The sequence below is a fragment of the Streptomyces sp. MMS24-W38 genome (assembly GCF_059889265.1).
Genome location: NZ_JCBCPP010000001.1, coordinates 6,143,425 through 6,160,045, shown reverse-complemented (window position 1 = coordinate 6,160,045; position 16,621 = coordinate 6,143,425). Strand labels below are relative to the sequence as shown.

Annotated in this window: 15 protein-coding genes and 2 pseudogenes; 8 read left to right on the top strand and 9 right to left on the bottom strand. The window is 70.1% G+C overall.

Annotation, left to right across the window (positions count from 1 at the left end; genetic code table 11):
- Positions 1 to 18 precede the first annotated feature (18 nt).
- From AC6F7H_RS27025 to AC6F7H_RS27010, 4 genes are all read right to left on the bottom strand, one after another.
- Positions 19 to 882, bottom strand: a complete 864-nt coding sequence (locus AC6F7H_RS27025) for a carbohydrate ABC transporter permease (RefSeq protein WP_500759662.1) — start codon at positions 880 to 882, stop codon at positions 19 to 21.
- Positions 879 to 1,832, bottom strand: coding sequence for a carbohydrate ABC transporter permease (locus AC6F7H_RS27020; RefSeq protein ID WP_500759660.1), 954 nt, complete (start codon positions 1,830 to 1,832; stop codon positions 879 to 881). Before AC6F7H_RS27020 ends, AC6F7H_RS27025 begins: the two co-directional genes overlap by 4 nt.
- Positions 1,833 to 1,838: 6 nt before the next feature.
- A complete protein-coding gene (locus AC6F7H_RS27015; protein WP_500759659.1) occupies positions 1,839 to 3,182 on the bottom strand; it encodes an ABC transporter substrate-binding protein in 1,344 nt (447 codons plus the stop codon).
- Between the two features lie 231 nt (positions 3,183 to 3,413).
- Positions 3,414 to 3,722: a hypothetical protein gene (locus AC6F7H_RS27010; RefSeq protein ID WP_500759657.1), complete on the bottom strand. Its 309-nt coding sequence runs from the start codon at positions 3,720 to 3,722 to the stop codon at positions 3,414 to 3,416.
- Between the two features lie 337 nt (positions 3,723 to 4,059).
- Here AC6F7H_RS27010 and AC6F7H_RS27005 point away from each other — a divergent pair.
- From AC6F7H_RS27005 to AC6F7H_RS26985, 5 genes and pseudogenes are all read left to right on the top strand, one after another.
- Positions 4,060 to 4,308, top strand: a pseudogene (locus AC6F7H_RS27005) (glycosyltransferase family 2 protein); the annotation flags it as partial.
- Positions 4,309 to 4,375: 67 nt separating this feature from the next.
- Positions 4,376 to 4,645, top strand: coding sequence for a hypothetical protein (locus tag AC6F7H_RS27000; protein ID WP_500759656.1), 270 nt, complete (start codon positions 4,376 to 4,378; stop codon positions 4,643 to 4,645).
- Positions 4,642 to 6,135, top strand: coding sequence for a DUF6056 family protein (locus AC6F7H_RS26995; protein ID WP_500759655.1), 1,494 nt, complete (start codon positions 4,642 to 4,644; stop codon positions 6,133 to 6,135). Before AC6F7H_RS27000 ends, AC6F7H_RS26995 begins: the two co-directional genes overlap by 4 nt.
- A gap of 561 nt (positions 6,136 to 6,696) precedes the next feature.
- Positions 6,697 to 7,122 carry a hypothetical protein gene (locus AC6F7H_RS26990; RefSeq protein WP_500759654.1) on the top strand — a complete coding sequence of 142 codons (426 nt, stop codon included), beginning with the start codon at positions 6,697 to 6,699 and terminating at the stop codon, positions 7,120 to 7,122.
- A 1,318-nt stretch (positions 7,123 to 8,440) separates the two neighbouring features.
- Positions 8,441 to 9,604, top strand: a complete 1,164-nt coding sequence (locus AC6F7H_RS26985; RefSeq protein ID WP_500759653.1) for a ricin-type beta-trefoil lectin domain protein — start codon at positions 8,441 to 8,443, stop codon at positions 9,602 to 9,604.
- 460 nt (positions 9,605 to 10,064) lie between these two features.
- On the opposite strand, the pseudogene AC6F7H_RS26980 reads toward AC6F7H_RS26985, so the two are convergent.
- From AC6F7H_RS26980 to AC6F7H_RS26970, 3 genes and pseudogenes are all read right to left on the bottom strand, one after another.
- Positions 10,065 to 10,379, bottom strand: a pseudogene (locus AC6F7H_RS26980) (IS3-like element ISRhosp5 family transposase); the annotation flags it as partial.
- Between the two features lie 61 nt (positions 10,380 to 10,440).
- Positions 10,441 to 11,445: a LacI family DNA-binding transcriptional regulator gene (locus AC6F7H_RS26975; protein ID WP_500759651.1), complete on the bottom strand. Its 1,005-nt coding sequence runs from the start codon at positions 11,443 to 11,445 to the stop codon at positions 10,441 to 10,443.
- Positions 11,446 to 11,531: 86 nt separating this feature from the next.
- Positions 11,532 to 12,194: an MmyB family transcriptional regulator gene (locus AC6F7H_RS26970; protein ID WP_500759650.1), complete on the bottom strand. Its 663-nt coding sequence runs from the start codon at positions 12,192 to 12,194 to the stop codon at positions 11,532 to 11,534.
- Between the two features lie 223 nt (positions 12,195 to 12,417).
- Between AC6F7H_RS26970 and AC6F7H_RS26965 the strand changes: the two genes are divergently transcribed.
- A complete protein-coding gene (locus tag AC6F7H_RS26965) occupies positions 12,418 to 13,074 on the top strand; it encodes a helix-turn-helix domain-containing protein (RefSeq protein WP_500759649.1) in 657 nt (218 codons plus the stop codon).
- Between the two features lie 150 nt (positions 13,075 to 13,224).
- Positions 13,225 to 13,461: a hypothetical protein gene (locus AC6F7H_RS26960; RefSeq protein ID WP_500759648.1), complete on the top strand. Its 237-nt coding sequence runs from the start codon at positions 13,225 to 13,227 to the stop codon at positions 13,459 to 13,461.
- A gap of 69 nt (positions 13,462 to 13,530) precedes the next feature.
- Here the strand turns inward: AC6F7H_RS26960 and AC6F7H_RS26955 are convergent, their stop codons facing one another.
- Together AC6F7H_RS26955 and AC6F7H_RS26950 are read right to left on the bottom strand one after the other, a co-directional pair.
- Positions 13,531 to 14,208: a 4'-phosphopantetheinyl transferase family protein gene (locus AC6F7H_RS26955; protein ID WP_500759646.1), complete on the bottom strand. Its 678-nt coding sequence runs from the start codon at positions 14,206 to 14,208 to the stop codon at positions 13,531 to 13,533.
- Positions 14,205 to 15,095, bottom strand: a complete 891-nt coding sequence (locus AC6F7H_RS26950) for a metallophosphoesterase family protein (protein WP_500759644.1) — start codon at positions 15,093 to 15,095, stop codon at positions 14,205 to 14,207. Before AC6F7H_RS26950 ends, AC6F7H_RS26955 begins: the two co-directional genes overlap by 4 nt.
- 318 nt (positions 15,096 to 15,413) lie before the next feature.
- Here AC6F7H_RS26950 and AC6F7H_RS26945 point away from each other — a divergent pair, with 318 nt between their 5' ends.
- Positions 15,414 to 16,565, top strand: coding sequence for an ATP-grasp domain-containing protein (locus AC6F7H_RS26945; protein ID WP_500759643.1), 1,152 nt, complete (start codon positions 15,414 to 15,416; stop codon positions 16,563 to 16,565).
- The last annotated feature ends 56 nt before the right edge of the window (positions 16,566 to 16,621 follow it).

Genomic DNA, 16,621 nt, shown 5'->3' with positions numbered 1-16,621 from the left:
GGGTGGACGGATTCGGCGTCAGCCCTTGGTGCCGCCCGCTCTGATCCCGGCGACGATGTGCCGCTGGAAGACGAGGAACAGCGCGACCATGGGGATGCTGGCGATCACCATCGCAGCGATGAGTACGGTCAGTTGGACGTTCTGTGACAACTGCACCAGGGCCACGCTGATCGGCTGTTTTTCGGTGTCGGAGAAGACCATCAGCGGCCACAGGAAGTCCTGCCACACGGCGACCAGCGCGAAGATCGACACCACGCCGAGCACCGGGCGCGACAGGGGCAGGACGATCGACCACAGGGTGCGCAGTTTCCCGGCGCCGTCGATTGCGGCGGCCTCCAGCACGTCCCGGGGCAGTTGATCGAAGAACCGCTTGAGCAGATAGAGGTTGAAGGCGTTGGCGGCGGCCGGCAGCCAGATGGCGAGGGGGTCGTTGAGGAGGCCGAGGTCCGCCACGGTCAGGTACTTCGGTACGACGAGGGCCTGCGCGGGGACCATCAGGGTGGCGAGGATGCCGCCGAGGATCACCTTGCCGAAGGCGGGCCGGAGCTTGGACAGCGCGTAGGCGGCGGCCGTGCAGAACACCAGCTGGAACAGCCAGGCACCGGCCGCCTGCACCACCGTGTTCCACAGGTGGGTCGGCAGTTGCATCAGGTCCCAGGCGTCGGTGTACCCGCTCGTGCCCCACTGCTCCGGGAGGAGTGTCGGCGGGGTGCGTGCCACCTCGTCCGGTGACTTCGCCGCGCCGCTCACCATCCAGTAGACGGGGAAGAGGAAGGCGAGCGTGAACAGGACGACGACGCCGGTGAACACGGCCCAGTAGACGGCCCTGCCGGGCTGTCGGGTCAGGACGGCCGGGGAGACGAGGGTGCGGGCGCTGCTCACGTCGCCTCCTTCGGGGAGCCGGTGAGTCGGAGGTAGAGGGCGGAGAACAGACCGAGCAGGACGAGGAGCATCACGCTCAGCGCGCAGGCGCCGCCGAAGTCGTTGTAGAGGAAGGCGTACTTGTAGATGAGGTAGAGGACGGTGACGGTGGAGTTCTCCGGTCCGCCGCCGGTGATCACGAAGGGTTCGGTGAACACCTGCATGGTGGCGATGACCTGGAGCAGCATCAGCATGAGGATGACGAACCTGGTCTGTGGGATCGTCACGTGCCGGATGCGCTGGAGCAGGCTCGCGCCGTCGAGTTCGGCGGCCTCGTACAGTTCGCCGGGGATGGACTGGAGGGCGGCGAGGTAGACGAGGACGGTGCCGCCCATGTTGGCCCAGGTGGCGACGATGACCAGGGACACCAGGGCGGTGTCGGCTCCGTTGGACCAGTTCGAGGTGGGCAGATGCAGGAACCGCAGCGCCTCGTTGGCGAGGCCGGTGCCGGGGTCGTAGAACCATTTCCACAACAGGGCGCTGACCACCGGCGGGATCATCACGGGCAGATAGACGACGACGCGGAAGAACGCCTTGGCGTGCCGGAGCTCGTTCAGCACCAGGGCCAGGACGAACGGGACGGCGAAGCCGATGAGCAGGGCGAGCAGGGTGAAGCCGAGGGTGTTGCGCCAGGCCGCGCCGAACTCGGGGTCGTCCAGGACGCGGGTGAAGTTGGCGGTGCCGACCCATTCGGACGGTGAGCCCGGTGTGTACCTCTGGAACGCGATCACGACCGCGCGGATCGCCGGGTACCAGGAGAACAGGGCGAAGCAGACGAGGCCGCCGAGGAGGAAGCCGTAGGCGCGCAGTTGGTCGGTGAGGCGGCGCCGTCTCCGGCTCCCGGCCGGGAACTGCGCCCGCACCGGGCGGAGCTCGACGGCCTCGGCCGGCCGGCGTGCGACCGTCTTCATCGCCGGTCAGCCCCGGGCCAGGATGCCGTCGATCTTGCCGGAGGCGTCCTTCAGAAGCCGGTCGATGTCGGCGTCCTCCTTGGTGAGCACCGCGGAGACGACGCCGTCGAGGACGGAGTAGAGCTGTTGTGCCCGCGGCGGCTCGATCTTCATCTCCAGACTCTGGTTGCCGTCGAGGAAGGCCTGGTAGTTCCCCACCGGAACGTTGGCGTTGGCCTTCTTGACCTGCTGGTCCTTCACGTCGGCGGCGCCGGTGAACAGCCGGGGCTCGGGCAGGCCGACCGGCGCGTCATTCTTCCTGGCGCGGGCGTAGTCGCCGAGGAAGCCGGCGCCTGGGGTGAGGAACATGTGGTCGAGCCACTTGAGGCCGGCCCTGATCTGCTCGGGTGAGGCCTTCTTGTTGACCATGTAGCCGTCGCCGCCGATGAGGGTGGCCTTGCCGCCGGGCATGGGGGCGAGGGCGAGGTCCTTGTACTCGGCCCCCTTCTCCTTCACCAGGATCGGGATGTTGTCGGGGGCGGCGAGGTACATGCCGAGCCTGCCGGCGCCCATCATCTGCTGGACGTCGTTGATCACGAGCAGTTGTTTGCTGCCCATGGAGTCGTCCTTCCACCGCATGTCGTGCAGGGTCCGCAGCACGGCGCGGCCTTCGGGCGAGTCGACGGCCGCCTTTTCGCCGTCGGGGGTGACGACGTCCCCGCCCTGGGAGTAGAGCTCTGCGGTGAAGTGCCAGCCGCCCTGGTTCTGGGCGCTGTAGTCGGCGTAGCCGACGGTGCCGTCGCCGAGTGCGGCGATACGTTTCGCGGCGGCTCGGACCTCGGCCCAGGTGGTGGGCGGCCGGTCGGGATCGAGGCCGGCCTTCTCGAAGAGCGCCCGGTTGTAGACCAGCCCCATGGAGTAGCCGGTGCGGGGTACGCCGTAGACCTTGCCGTCGACGGTGTAGATGTCCCGCAACTGCTGCTGGATCGTCCCGTAGCTCTTCAACTCCTTGAGATACGGGGTGAGATCGGCTGCCTGGTTGATGTCGACGACATGCCCGGCGTCGGTGAAGTAGGTGTAGAACACGTCCTCCATCTGCCCCCCGGCGAGCTTGGCGTCGAAGGTCTTCGGATCCTGGCAGGGGAACGCGTCGTGCGGGACGACGTCGATGTCCGGGTTCTCCTTCTCGAAGGCGGCGATGTCCTCCTCGAAGAACCGGCGGTCGACCTTCGCGCTCTTGGGCGGCATGCAGTTGACCGTGATGCGGGTCTTGCCGTCGGCCGCCTGGTCGTCGTTCGAGCCGCAGGCGGTGAGTGTGAGGGCGCCGACGCCTAGCGCGACGAGGGTACGGCGGATCCCGGTGCTTCTCATCGGTGGACCCCTCTGGGACAGGAGCGGGTGGACCCCTCGGACAGGAGCGGTGGGCGGGGCACACTCAAGCACCGACGACAGGGGTCCGCAAGATGTCGCGCAATCTTTGAAATTATTCGACATCAGCCCGGAAACAGGAATGAAGAAGGCCGGAAGCGGCTTGGAAGCTGTTGTCTTTCCGGGCGTGATCGCTGCGTTCCCGCCGGCCGGCCGAGCCGACGCCGGGCCGGTTCACCCTCGCTGCGTGCGTGGCCGGGCCGGGCGGCGGGTCACGAGCAGCGTCATCGACCAGTGGACCATCGCCTCGGCCCTGCCGGTGCGGCGTTCGACGTCGTGCACCAGGCGGCGACTTTGCATCAGGTGGGCGAAGAGGTGCTCGACGATCCACCGTTGGGGCGGCATCACGAAGCCGCGCCTGTCGTCGCTGCGTTTGACGATCGCCGGGACCAGGGCGAACGTGGACAGGCAGTGCCCGACGAGGCTGCCGGTGCAGCCGCCGTCGGCCCACGCCGGCTCCAGCCGGTGGTGCGCGTCGGCCACCCGCGCCGGCAGGACCCGGGCGGCGGAGCGCTTCCCCGGCGGTGGGCGGTGCTGTCCATCGCCCTGACCGACAGCTCGGCGCCGACCTCCGAAGTGCCTCCCGAACCGCTGCGGGACCGCTGCGGGACCGCTGCTCCTCGACGTGCACAGAGCCACCCGTGCAGATCAATGACACGGTCATGCCCAAAAGGAAGTGATATGCATCGGATGGACATGCATGCGCATGAGATCCATCACCAGTCCAGCGAGATGGTTCACGAGAGGTTTCCACCATGAGCCATATGCGTGACATCAGGTGCAGGAATTTGTGGTGCACCAGATTCCGGGCCTTCCCCGGATGCGCGGGTATGACCCCTTGGCTGCCCCGGAGGGGGCATGCCCGGTGACCACTCTGCAAATCTCCGTCATGGCGCCCTGCTTCAACGAGTCCGAAGTCGTCGGAACGTCCCCCGCCGCATTGATCTCGGCCGTTGAGCCCACCATGCAGGCGCTCGAGGTCTGTTGTGCGGATGACGGCAGCAGCGACGGCACGCGCTCCCTGCTGAGGGGAATCGCCGCCCTCGCCCCGCGTATTCGCTACACGGCCTTCAGCCTGAACTTCGACAAGGAAGCCGCCCTGCTCGCCGGTCCACGCACGGCTCAGGGGCGCGGTCGTGGTGCTGGACGCCGACCTCCAGCACCCACCGAAACTCCTTCCCCGCATGTTCGAGCTGCGTCGGCAGGGCTTCGACCAGGTGGTCGCCCAACGCGACCGTTCAGGTCATGGCGTCGTACGGGCTGTCCTCGGCCGTGCCTGCCACAGACTGGTGCGCCACTGCACGGACGCCGACGTGGTCGACGCGGGTCAGGTGACGTCGGACGCCGTCACCCCGGACGGTGGCCGGTCTGCCCGACCGATCGCTGAAAGGCAGTACCGCGCATGATCTTCGACAGGTCCGGAACGACGGACCCAGAGCAGTCGGACAAGGCCGGTGAGCCCACTCGGAGACGACGCACCCGATCCGGACGACCGTGGGCGCAGCACTGGGCCGCGGCCGTCTCCCTGGTGCCTCTCGGGCTGCTCGCCGCGGCCATGTGGTTCGGGCGCTGGGTCCGGCCCAGTGGGGACGAGTGGTGCTTCCTGCCCGTGGTGCGCGACGGCGGCCTCACAGGCATGCTCGAGAAGTTCTACGTCCACGACAACGGGCGGGTCTCGAATGCCCTGCTCGTCTGGGCCTATGCGCGTTTCGGTGCTCCCGGACACCAGTGGTTCGCGCTGATCAGCGGCCTCGTGGTGGTGGGCGTCCTCTGGGCCGTGGTCCTCGCGGCCGTGCACCGGGCCGGCGTGACCGTGCCCCGGGGGGTGCCGCTCCTGGTGGCGTCCATGGTGACGGTCCTCTTCCTGTTCGCGTCCCCCAACACCTACAAGACCTTCTACTGGCCGGCGGCCTCGGTCTCGCACACCCTGGCCCCCGTACTGGCCGGCGCGGCGGTGATCCCGTTGCTCCGAGCGCGATCACGCACGGCGAAGATCACTGCGCTGGTCGTCGCCTTCCTGTCCGGCGTCTTCATCGGCACCCTCTCGGAGCAGAGTTCCATCTGCGTGCTGGTCCTCCTGAGCGGTGTGCTGCTCCTCGGCCGCCGGATCGTCGCCGGGCCCCGGCGAAGCTACGTACGGCTCTGGTGTCTCGTGGGAACCGCGGGAACGGTGATCGGTACCTTGGTGCTCGTCACGTCTCCGGGCTCACGCAACCGACGTCATGGGCGCGATGCGGGGCTGGCGTCCATGCTCGCTCCCGAATCCCTGATCGGGGCCGCCAAGGGCTTCGTCCGGATCCTCGGAACCCTCCTCACCACCTGGCCGTACGCGGGGGCGATCGCGGCCGGCGTCCTGCTGGGCGTGCTCGCCACGAGGGCGGACGGCGACACAGCCCCGTCGGGGAAACACCTCTTGCCGATAAACGCCGCCGTCCTCGCGTTCCTGCTGTCCGGCTACCTCTGCACCCTCGCCGCCTATCCCGTCTTCGGCCCGGGAGTGGTGGCCTCCACCCGGTTGTGGAACGACTTCCTGTTCCTCTACATCGTGCTGCTCCTCGGTCTCGGCGTGCTCCTGGGGCACCGACTGCGCCGGCGTGCCCTGCACCCCGTGGCTCCGGTGGTGGTCAGCACAGCCGTCTGCGGCCTGGTGTGCGTCGTGCTCGCCCTCTCCCTCAACCAGCTCGAACACACCATGCGGGTGCGGGCCCATCAATGGGACCGCCAGGACCAGTGGCTCCGCACACAAGCGGAGGGTGGTGCCCGGGAACTGCCGTACCGGCCCACACCGATCAGCAAGATGACGGAGCCCATCGACGGGGCCTGGCCCAGCGGCTGCGTCGCGAGGTACTACCACCTGGATCGCATCACCCCCGCACGGGTGTTCCCCTGGCAGTGACGCCTCCCTCGCCCCCCCCACCCCGCACGGGGCACGGACCGAACCGGAGCGGAGTACCGTGACAAGTGGAAGGCGGGCGACAGTGCCCTACCCGCAGCGCAGGCCGGGACCGTGCCGAGTTCGAGGCCGGTGCCGGCACCTGCACGGAGCGGACACCGGCGCAGACCCGGGCGGACGCGAGCACGGCCCGCGCCCGCTCACTGCGCGACGGCAGTCAGGAACTCGTCACGGCCGACCGGGTGGTGGAAGACCTACCGGCCCTGGCCCAGGCGGCTGCCCGGGACGTGTCAGGAGCAGCCCTCACCGCGCTGGACGGAATCACCGGCGTCGACGGCATGGCCGCGGGGCTGGTGGGACAGGGCATGGTCATCCTGCGTCCGCTCCAGGCCATGACGTCCGGGGCCACCGGTGCGAAGCCGCCCCGAGGCGGTGCCGAGGGCAAGCTGACACGGCCGGGCGGCGTTCGCCGGCCCGGGCCACAGGCCCCTTTGTCCGGTACGGCTGCTCCCGCTGCCCCGGGGGGCGTCCTGAGTTCCCGTCCGCGTAGGAGGTGCATTCGACATGGATGCGGAACGTGCCCGCCGCATGGTGGAACTGCTGCGTGCCCGTGGTGTGATGGCCCATCTCGTGGAGGCGGGAGTCTACGAGTTCGGAATCCGCGTGGTCCTCGATGAGGGGATCGAAGCACTCTGGGACGTCGACGGAGCGGCGGGACTGGATGCGGAGATCGTCGACGAGGGAGTCCTCATCGGCTTCGTCCCCCATGTCCCCGGCTCCGAGAACTACACCGAACAGCAGCTCGTGGACAGCATCGCGACAACGGACTACTCGATGGAAGGACTACACCCACCGACGGACGGCCCACCCGGTGCACCTCCTCCCGGGACGGGCTCCCCGGCCGGTGGTGACCCTCCGCGCCCCGATGCGCCGCCCCCGGTCCGCCGCGACCAGCGCCGTGCCCACTGGATCCGGCGGGGCCGGCGATGACGGTGCCCGAGAGGGATGACAACAGGACCGTTCCCGGCCGGCCCGCGCAGGAGCGGGACGCTCCGGTCGTTGTCCGTACCTCCAGGCTGACGAAGGTGTACCCGGACACGAACGTCCTGGCCGTTGACGGGATCGGACCCACCGTGCGGCGGGGGTCTGTCAAGTTGACCGGTACAGCCCCTGTCAAGGTGGTGACGACGATGCGACGGGGCCGCCCCGGCAGGGCGTACGCATCCGGGTGGGGCGAGTCGACGACGCACAGGTCACCAGTGCCGATGCGGACCCCCGCCGGCGCCGGGACCGAGACGGTGAGGACCCACGGCCTGGTTGCCGGGGGCCAGGCGGCCGAAGGTTCGGCGGGCCGGCCTCCACCGACGTGGCGCACCTCGCCCGACACGCTCCGGAGCGACTGGATGACACCGTGTCAGTGTGGTCGACGTACGGACCGGCCCTGTCCGCGGTGCTCATGACCACCGGTTGGTGGCGTGCCCGGCGGATGGGCTCCACCGCGTCGGTGACGGCGCTCGCCGTGCCGCGGCCGTCCCGGGTGGACCGGGACACCTGTGCCTCGGCATGGCTGAGCACCGTGTACCGGACGCGCCGGTCGGCGGCACCGAATCCGCCGATGATGTCCCGGGTGCGGTCGGTCACTGCTGCCGTCGTCCACACAGCAGATCCCGTGGTCGAGCCCCAACGGGCCGAGAACCTCCCCGACAGCCGAGTGGAACCTCTCGATGACGACGGCCTCGTTGAAGCACGGCACGACCGCGGAAAGCCGAGGAGTCGCCGAACCGGTCTCCTGACCGAGGACGTGAGAGCGGTGCCGTCCACCGCACGAAGGCGGGACGGCTGTCCCTGTCGCTGCCGGGGACAGCCGTCCCAGGGGCATTCGATCCGTACTCACCCGCCGAAGGGCGGAATCACGCATCCACACGCCTGCGGATGACCCGTTCGGCCTCGTCGGGCGGCCTGACGGACATGGCGTGACCCCCCACAGGGCAACATGCCGTCGGACCGGGTTTGAGGCAGCGACGGCGCTGGAGGGGCCACTGGTCCCGGCAGCGGGTGTCAGCAGGACGAAACGGTACGAGTGGTGAGGGCAGACGGAGTGGTGAAACACGAGGATGCGCCTCGGAAGGGGAAAAACGGGCGCCGATGGCCCCTTCAGGCAGCTCTCGTCGCTCTGTGCGGGGCGTTGACCCTCGCGCCGGCGAGCAGCCTGTCTTCGCCCCTCGGCCCCTCCGGGGCCGAGAACCCGATCACCACGGGCCTCGGCGGTGTCGCCGGACGGACGGATTGCCCTCGCACCCTGGTCGGAGTGGCCCACGAGGACGACGACCTCCTGTTCACCAGCCCGCGCGTCGCACAGTTGGTGGAACAGATGTGCCCGGTGCATGTGGTCTACCTGACCGCCGGCAACTACGGGCGTCCTGCCGGTACCGGCAGTTTCGCCGCCCGCCGCGAGGCGGGTGTGCAACGTGCGTACGCGCGGCTGGCGCGAGCGGTGAAGAGCTGGACGCCGGACCCCCTGCGGGCGGGCGCGGAACGGATTCCTTCCCATGTCCTCCGCAGTCGCGGCGGAGAGATCCGTCTCACCTTCTTCCGCTTGCCGGACGGCCTCCCCAAGGGCGGCGGAGCCGTACTGGACAGACATCGAAGCCTGCTCCGCCTGTTCCAAGGAAAGATCACTGTTATCGATGCTCTGGACTCTTCACGCCGCTACAGCGAAAAGCAGCTGGTGGCCGCATTGTCGACGATCATGAAACAGTGGAGAACGGATGATTTACTGACCCTCGATTTCGACAACGTGAAATTCGGCGGGCCGAGGGTGAGGGGCGCGGACCACAGTGATCACGGCATTTCGGCACGCTATTTCCGTAGTGCCGCGTACGCGCTGCCGGCCAGGCCCCGTATCACTCCGTACATCGGTTACAGCATTTCTCTTCTGCCGGCCAATCTTGACGCCGCCGAACGCAGATCCAAGAAGATCGGGCTCGTCGCCTACACCGAGACGGTGGGATGTGTGACGCACCACTGTCTGCGCCCGGACGTCATCTCCCCCACCTATCGGAACTGGCTCGCGCGGCAATACCCCCGGCGGCACCGCGCCCCGAAACAGGGGGAGATCCTCTCGGACATCGGCAAGGCACCCGCGGACGGATCCACCGAACTGTGCCTCGATGCCCGGGAAACCTCCAGGGCGAGTACGCGCCCGTGCGACGGTTCACCGTCTCAGACCTGGGAGTTCGCGCCGGACGGGACCGTCCGGTCGGCCCACTCCACGAGATGCCTCACCAGCGGCCCCGAGGTCGGACTTCACCCGTGCTCCGGCAGGGCGGAACAAATCTGGCGGCGGGACGGGCACGGCCGTCTGGAAGCCGGAGGCCGCTGCCTGACCCAGGACGACATGGCCCGGACCGCACCCCGCCTGCACATGGCTGACTGTGCTCCGTACCGACCGGAGGTCACTTGGCGCTGGTGAGCCCCGCAGGAGCCACCCGCAGCTTGCCCCGCAACCCCGAAGGCGATCCGCGACCACCGGACCGGGGCCGGGGCCGAACGGGTCGGCCGAGACGGGCCGTTCGGCCCCGGCCGTGGAAGACGAGATCGGTCCCACCGGGACTGCTGCGAGCAGCACAGCGGTCAGCAACCGCGCGTAGCGCGTAACGCCACCAGGCCCCCAGAGCCTGTGCGCTCGATCGTCGGCGTAGGCCAACTGTCGCGGCCGACAGGCAAAAAGTCCGGGTGTCGGCATCGAAATGCTTCCGCCAGTGGCCACAGGGGCGCGCAGGGGGCCACGTACCGGCCGGGCCCCACCGGACCCCGTCACGCGGCGCGGTTCCACTCCCTCCGCAGCGTCGAGAACGCGGACACCGCCGACGCCGCCGCGATCGCCACGAAGTGCTCCCTGCTCGCGAGATCGGGTTTGACGATCGCTTCCACCAGCCGGCCGGGCGGCGGGAGGCGAGGGCGATGACGGTGGCCGGACAGAGGAACCTCCCGCTCTCCAGCGGGAGACAGGTGATGTCGCCGACGTACCTCTCGTTCGGCGCGCTCACGGTGAAGTCGCGGCCGATCAGGTCCGGGGCCTTCGCCGCGGCCGGGTCCGGAGTCGTGGTGCGGTGCCTGCGACGCAACCGCACACCCGCCGGACCCATGGTCCGCATCACCCACGCGATCCTCCCCCGCAAGCGGGGGTACCCCCAGTGGTTGACGCGCTCCTCCTCCCGGAGTTCGGCGGTGCTCCTGGGGACACCGTCCGCTTCGAACCCGTCACCGCGACGGCCCGAACGGCACACTTGATTTTTCGTGTCAGAGTCAGGCTCGGGGACGGGGCGCCTGTGCGGTCGACCCCCGTACCACCAGCTCGGGCTCGAACAACAACTCCTCGGCGGCCACCGAACGCCCGTTGATCTGCGCGTTCAGCAGTTCCACCACGGCTGTGCCCATGGCCTCGATGGGCTGGCGGACGGTGGTCAGCGGCGGCTCGGTGCAGTTCATCAGGGCCGAGTCGTCGTACCCCACGACCGAGATCTGCGAGGGGACGTCCAGCCCCTTGCGGCGGGCGGCCCGAACGGCGCCGAGGGCGAGGGGGTCGCTGGCGCAGATGAAGCCGGTGACGCCCCGGTCGATGAGCCGGGCGGCGGCGGCGTGCCCGCCCTCGATGGAGAACATGGCGCGGGCGACGTGCGCGTCGGGCACCTCCGCGGCGACCGCGCGGGCGGCGGCCAGTTTGCGGGCCGACGGCACGTGGTCGGCGGGACCGAGCACCAGACCGATCCGCTCGTGACCGAGCGAGGCCAGATGCCGCCACGCCTGCTCCACGGCCACGGCGTCATCACAGGAGACGCCCGGAAAACCCAGGTGCTCTATGGCCGCGTTGACGAGGACGACGGGGATGTTCCGCTCGGCGAGCTGCCGGTAGTGGTCGTGGGGAGCGTCCGCCTGGGCGTAGAGCCCGCCGGCGAAGACGACGCCGGACACCTGCTGCTGGAGCAGCAGCGTCACGTAGTCCGCCTCGGAGACACCGCCCCGGGTCTGGGTGCACAGCACCGGCGTCAGCCCCAGCTGGGCCAGCGCGCCACCGATGACCTCGGCGAAGGCGGGGAAGATCGGGTTCTGCAGCTCGGGCAGCACCAGGCCGACCAGCCGGGCGCGCTCACCGCGCAGCTGGGTGGGCCGCTCGTAGCCGAGCACATCCAGCGCGGACAGCACCGCCTGCCGGGTGGCCTCGGAAACTCCCGGCTTGCCGTTGAGCACCCGACTGACCGTGGCCTCGCTGACCCCGACTTTCTTCGCCACCACAGCAAGTCGTCGCGTCATGAACGCAAGAATAGCGCAAGCCCTGCAAGCCACTTGCGTGGCTTGCAGGAAGCGCTCGCGTCATGGCGATGTCGTCACGGCAGGAGTCAGTCGGCCGCCGACACGACGCTGAGGTGGGAGGCGGCACGACGGTGCCCGCGGCGGCGGGACGGGGCGCGGCGCGTCTCGCGCAGGACCAGCGTGAGCCGGGTGCAGTCCATGCCCTCGAGGGTCCTGGTCGTCTCCACGACGAGACGGCAGTCGGTGACTCCCCAACGCGGATCGGGATGGCGCAACGGCCTTACCGCGCCGTCGTGTTCGGCGGCCTGCTCGCCGACGGCACGGAGCCAGTGCGGCAGCCCCTGCCGGTAGGCCGCCTCCATGATGGGGTCCTGGGCGATGTCCCGGCGGATGGCCTGCAGCCCGTGGTCGTGGCCGTCCCGCTCCACCGTCTTGGCGAAGTGGGCCAGCATCGGCAGGCACCAGCTCGACTCGTGTTCGCCCAGCACCGTGGATGCGTCCGGGTGGAAGAGGACGAACCGGAGGAAGTTGTCGCCGGGCATGGCCGTCGGATGCGGTTCGACATCCCGGAAAAGTGTCTGGAAAGCAGCGTTCGCCAGCAGTACGTCCCAGCGGTGGTCGACCACCAGGGAGGGGAAGGGGACCGCGTTCAGGAACACGGCGTAGTCCTCCAGATAGGCACGCGCCTCGGGAGTCTCGAAGACGGGCGGCCGCGGTGTCGGCCGCTGCCATCCTGCCTGATGTGCCATCGGGAGGTCACCCCTCTTGCCTGTGCGGCCTTGACGCGGCGCCCCGATCCTGCTGCCCTGACGTGAGGCGTGTCAACTATCGTGGCATTCCATACCCGTTGACGGCTGAAATTGGACACAGTTGTGGCGAGACCTGGATGTGAGTTCGAGACACGGGCTAGTCTCCGTGAAGTTCATGGCAAACGCTCGTGAGAAGCCTGTGAGAGACGTAGGAGATCTGTCGGTGACGGGTGGCTTCGAGGGTCCGGACACCGCGCCGACGACCGCGCTGTCGGCCGTCGTCGCCCGCGTCACCGTACTCGCCGACCGGCTCGAGGTGCCGCACGCCGAGATCTTCGACGTCGGTCGGCTGTCCGTGGCGTCCGGCGTTCCGGAACCGGTGGTCAAGGCTCTGCTGAGCGGCCGGCCCGCAGGCGAGCCCGAGGTGCAGACCCGGTTCGTGCAGCGTCTGGACCTGCTGCGCCGTACCCGGCTCAAGCCGAACGGCCGCAAGTACACGCAGCAGGAGATCGCGGACGGCGCGGGCATGTCCCGCCAGCAGGCCGGCGCCCTGATCAACGGCGACCGGCGTCCCACCATGGAACACTGCGACGCCATCCAGCGGTTCTTCCGGGTGCACGCCGGATTCCTCACCGCCGAGGACCCCGAAGCGCTCGCGGGCGCCCTCCGGCACACCGAGCAGGAGCTGCTGCAGACCCTCGCGGACCGTGAGCGGCGGGCCGCCGCGGCGGCCGACGACCCGCTGGAGCGGCTGCTGCGGGACCACGGCGTGCGCGGAATCGCGTGGCGGGCCGCACAACTCCCCACCGACCAGCACCGCGACAAGGTCGCGGAGTGGCTGGACATGCTCCTGGAGAGCGTCCAGCGGCCCCACTCCTGAACTGGGGAGCGCTGGTGGGACGCCGCTCCGCCGGACGGGCGGAGCGGCGGGCGGCACAGCCCGATTGTCAGTGGTGGACGGCAGGCTGGAGGCGTGCCCGCACCGTGCGGGACGTCTGATGCCGGATCACGACCCGGGGAGAGCCGAGCGATGTCCACCGCCGTACTGACCGACCACGAGCACACCGCCGTCCAGGCCTATCTGCGGCTGCTGCACACGGTGCGCGCCGCCTACGACGCGGAGAGCGGCCCGCCGGACACCCGCAGGCCCCCGGTCGTCGCGCCCTCGGTCCTCGCGGAGGCGGAGACCGCCCTGGCCCGAGCCGGGCTGAGCGGCAACGAGGAGGTCTTCTTCCGGATGCTCCGCGACTGGCACCCGAAGCCGTGACCGGGAGAGCAGGGCCGGGCCGACGCCCGTGCCGGTGCCGCGCGACAGTGGGGCCCTGCGTCGTCCCCGTCAGCCGTGGGGGACGGCGACCGCCGTCGCGACCAGGCCGCTCTCGGCGGTCCAGCGGCCCGCGAAGTGGTCGAGGCGGCGGCCGCCCACCCATGGGCCGGGGACCAGGAGCGCCGCCCGGAAACCGCCGCGCGTCCGTTCGCCGGGGTCGGTGAACAGCTCGATGTCGGCCTCCATGAAGTCCAGCCACTTCCCCGTGAGCGGGAACCACGCCTTGTAGACGGCCTCCTTGGCGCTGAACAGCAGCCGGTCCCAGTGCACCTCGGGCCGCTCCACGGCCAGTCGGCCGATCCGCTCCGCCTCCCCGGGCAGGGCGATGGAGGACAGCACCCCGTCGGGCAGCGGCCCCTGGACCTCCGCGTCGATGCCGAGGGAGGCCAGGTCGTCGGCCCGGACGAGGGCGGCGGCGCAGTAGCCCGTGCAGTGGGTCATGCTGCCGGCCAGCCCGGCCGGCCAGCCCGGTGCGCCGCGCTCGCCGGGCAGCACGGGCTGCGGGGGCACTCCGAGCTTCTCCATGGCCCGGCGGGCGCAGGAGCGTACCGCCCGGAACTCCCGGCGGCGCTTCTCGACCGCCCGCTCCACGAGCGCCGCCTCCTCCGGGTAGAGCGGAGCGTCGGCGCCCTCGTCGCCGCGGGCCTCCACGACGACGACCGTGGCCGGCAGCAGTTCCTCGATCATCGGGTTCCTTCCTCGGGCTCGCTCTTGCTTCCGTCCGGGTGCCCACCCGGCACGATCCGGTGCAGCCGTCCCGGTGGCGTCGCCCGCTTGCGCCATTCACGGGGGTAGCCCACGGACACCTCCTCGAAGGGGACGCCGTCCCGGCGGGTGCTGCGCGGGATGTGGAGATGGCCGTAGACCATCGTGTGGACGTTGAACCTGCGGTGCCAGTCGTCGGTCAGCTCGGTGCCGCACCACATGGCGAACTCGGGGTACCACAGGACGTCCGTGGGGTGCCGGTGCAGCGGGTAGTGGTTGACGAGGACGACGGGCAGGTCGTCCGGCAGTTCGGCGAGCCGGCGCTCGGTCTCCCCGACCCGGGCCCGGCACCAGGCCTCCCGGCTCGGGTACGGGTCGGGGTGCAGCAGGTGCTCGTCGGTGCAGACGACGCCGGTGCCGTGCGCGTACGCCAGTCCTTCGTCCTTGGTGGCGCAACCGGTGGGCAGGAACGTGTAGTCGTACAGCAGGAACAGCGGGGCCACGGCCACCGGACCGCCGGGGCCGTCCCAGACCGGGTAGGGGTCCTCGGGGGTGGTCACGCCGAGTTCCCGGCACTGTTCGACGAGGTGGTCGTAGCGGGCGACGCCGCGCAGGGTGACGGTGTCTCTCGGGTGGGTCCACAGTTCGTGGTTGCCGGGCACCCAGACGACCTTCCGGAACCGGCCGGCGAGTGTCTTGAGCACCCAGCGGATGTCGTCCACCGTCTCCGCGACGTCCCCGGCCACGAGGAGCCAGTCCTCGTCCGACTCGGGGTGCATCCGCTCGACCAGCGCACGGTTCTCCTCGTAACCGATGTGCAGGTCGCTGATCGCCCACATCTGTCCGTCGCCACCGGCCGTGGACGCCACTCGTCGCCTCCTGGAGATGAACGAACAACCCGTACGGACAGCATGCGCTCCCCGAGCTCTTCGAGCAGGGGGACCCGGCGTCCGCGAACACTCTCAATGGATCACATCCGTGCCGCCCGGACAAGGGCGGTTCTCCCGGAGTCTCCCGGGAAGCCGTGACACGCCCGTGGTTCGGCCCCGGGCGCCGAAGCCGTATGATCGGCCCCGACACCACCGCGTTGAAGAGCCCTTCGCACAGGGCCGTTCGGTGACCCTCCATACCCTCTGCCCGGGCACGGGCCGCTGAGGCCTGCCCGCACACCGTGAAAGGCGGCCTGCATGGCCTCATGCGTACGAGTATGGCTCAACCGCACGTACGCGGAGAACGTGTTCTTCATCGATCAGGTGAGAAAGAACCCCGACGACCGGGCCGTCGAGGTCCATGCCACGCACGGCGACCCCGACTCCCCCGTACTGGCCGCAGCCGACACCGCCGAGCTGGAACCCGAGAACCTGTCCCCGGCGGCGTACGTCGAGTACGCGCTCGCCCAGTGCGCGCGGCGCGGCATCGACGTGTTCGTGCCCCGGCTGCACCAGGGGGCCCTCGTCGCGCACCGCGCGGAGTTCGAGGCGGCCGGTACGGCGCTGCTGGCGCCGCCGCCCGAGGCCGTGGCCGTCTTCCGCGACAAGGTGATCGCCTACGAGGCCGTGCAGGCGATCGGGGTGCCCGTGCCGCCGTGGTGGCGGGTGCGGTCGGCGGACGAGCTGGTCCGTGCCGTGGAGGAGCTGGAGGCGCTGGGGCACCGGGCGTGCTTCAAGCCCGCGTCCGGCGCGGGCGGTGTGGGCTTCCGGGTGATCACCCGTGCCCCCTTCGCCCTCGGGCAGCTGAGCGGTTTCCCCAGCCCGCAGGTGCCGCTCGAGCTGGTGCTGGCGGCGGTGCGGCAGGCGGAGGAGCCGGTGGACTGGCTGGTGATGCCGGTGCTCGAGCAGCCGGAGGTGTCGGTGGACTGTCTCACCGGGCCGGACAACCGGGTCCGGCTGGCCGTCGGCCGCACCAAGAACGGCCGTCGCAGGGGGTTCACCCTGCACGAGCGGTGGCTGGAGCCGGCCCGGCGGATCGCGGAGGGTTTCGGCCTGCACCATCTGTCCAACATCCAGTTCCGGATGTTCGGCGAACAGCCGGTGCTGATGGACGTCAACACCCGCCCCGCCGGTGGCCTGCACCAGCTGTCGCTGTGCGGGGTGAACGCGCCGTGGGCCGCCGTGCGGCTGGCGCTCGGCGATGACCCGGGCGAGATCTCCCCGCCGTTCCTGGGCCAGGACTACTCGGTGGTGTCCGGCCCGCGTCCGCTGCGTCCCGTGTCGGCGCCACAGCTGCGCCCCGACCTGCCCGCGGAGCTGCCCGCGCCCGCGCTGAGCGGCGTACCGGCCGCGGCGGTGGCCGGGGACGTCGTGGCCGGTGGCCCGGCCTGGGGCCCGGGCCACCGGTAGGGTCGGTCGGCCGCTGTCACGGGGGCCGGCCGACCCGACGCACACGGTGCGCGGGT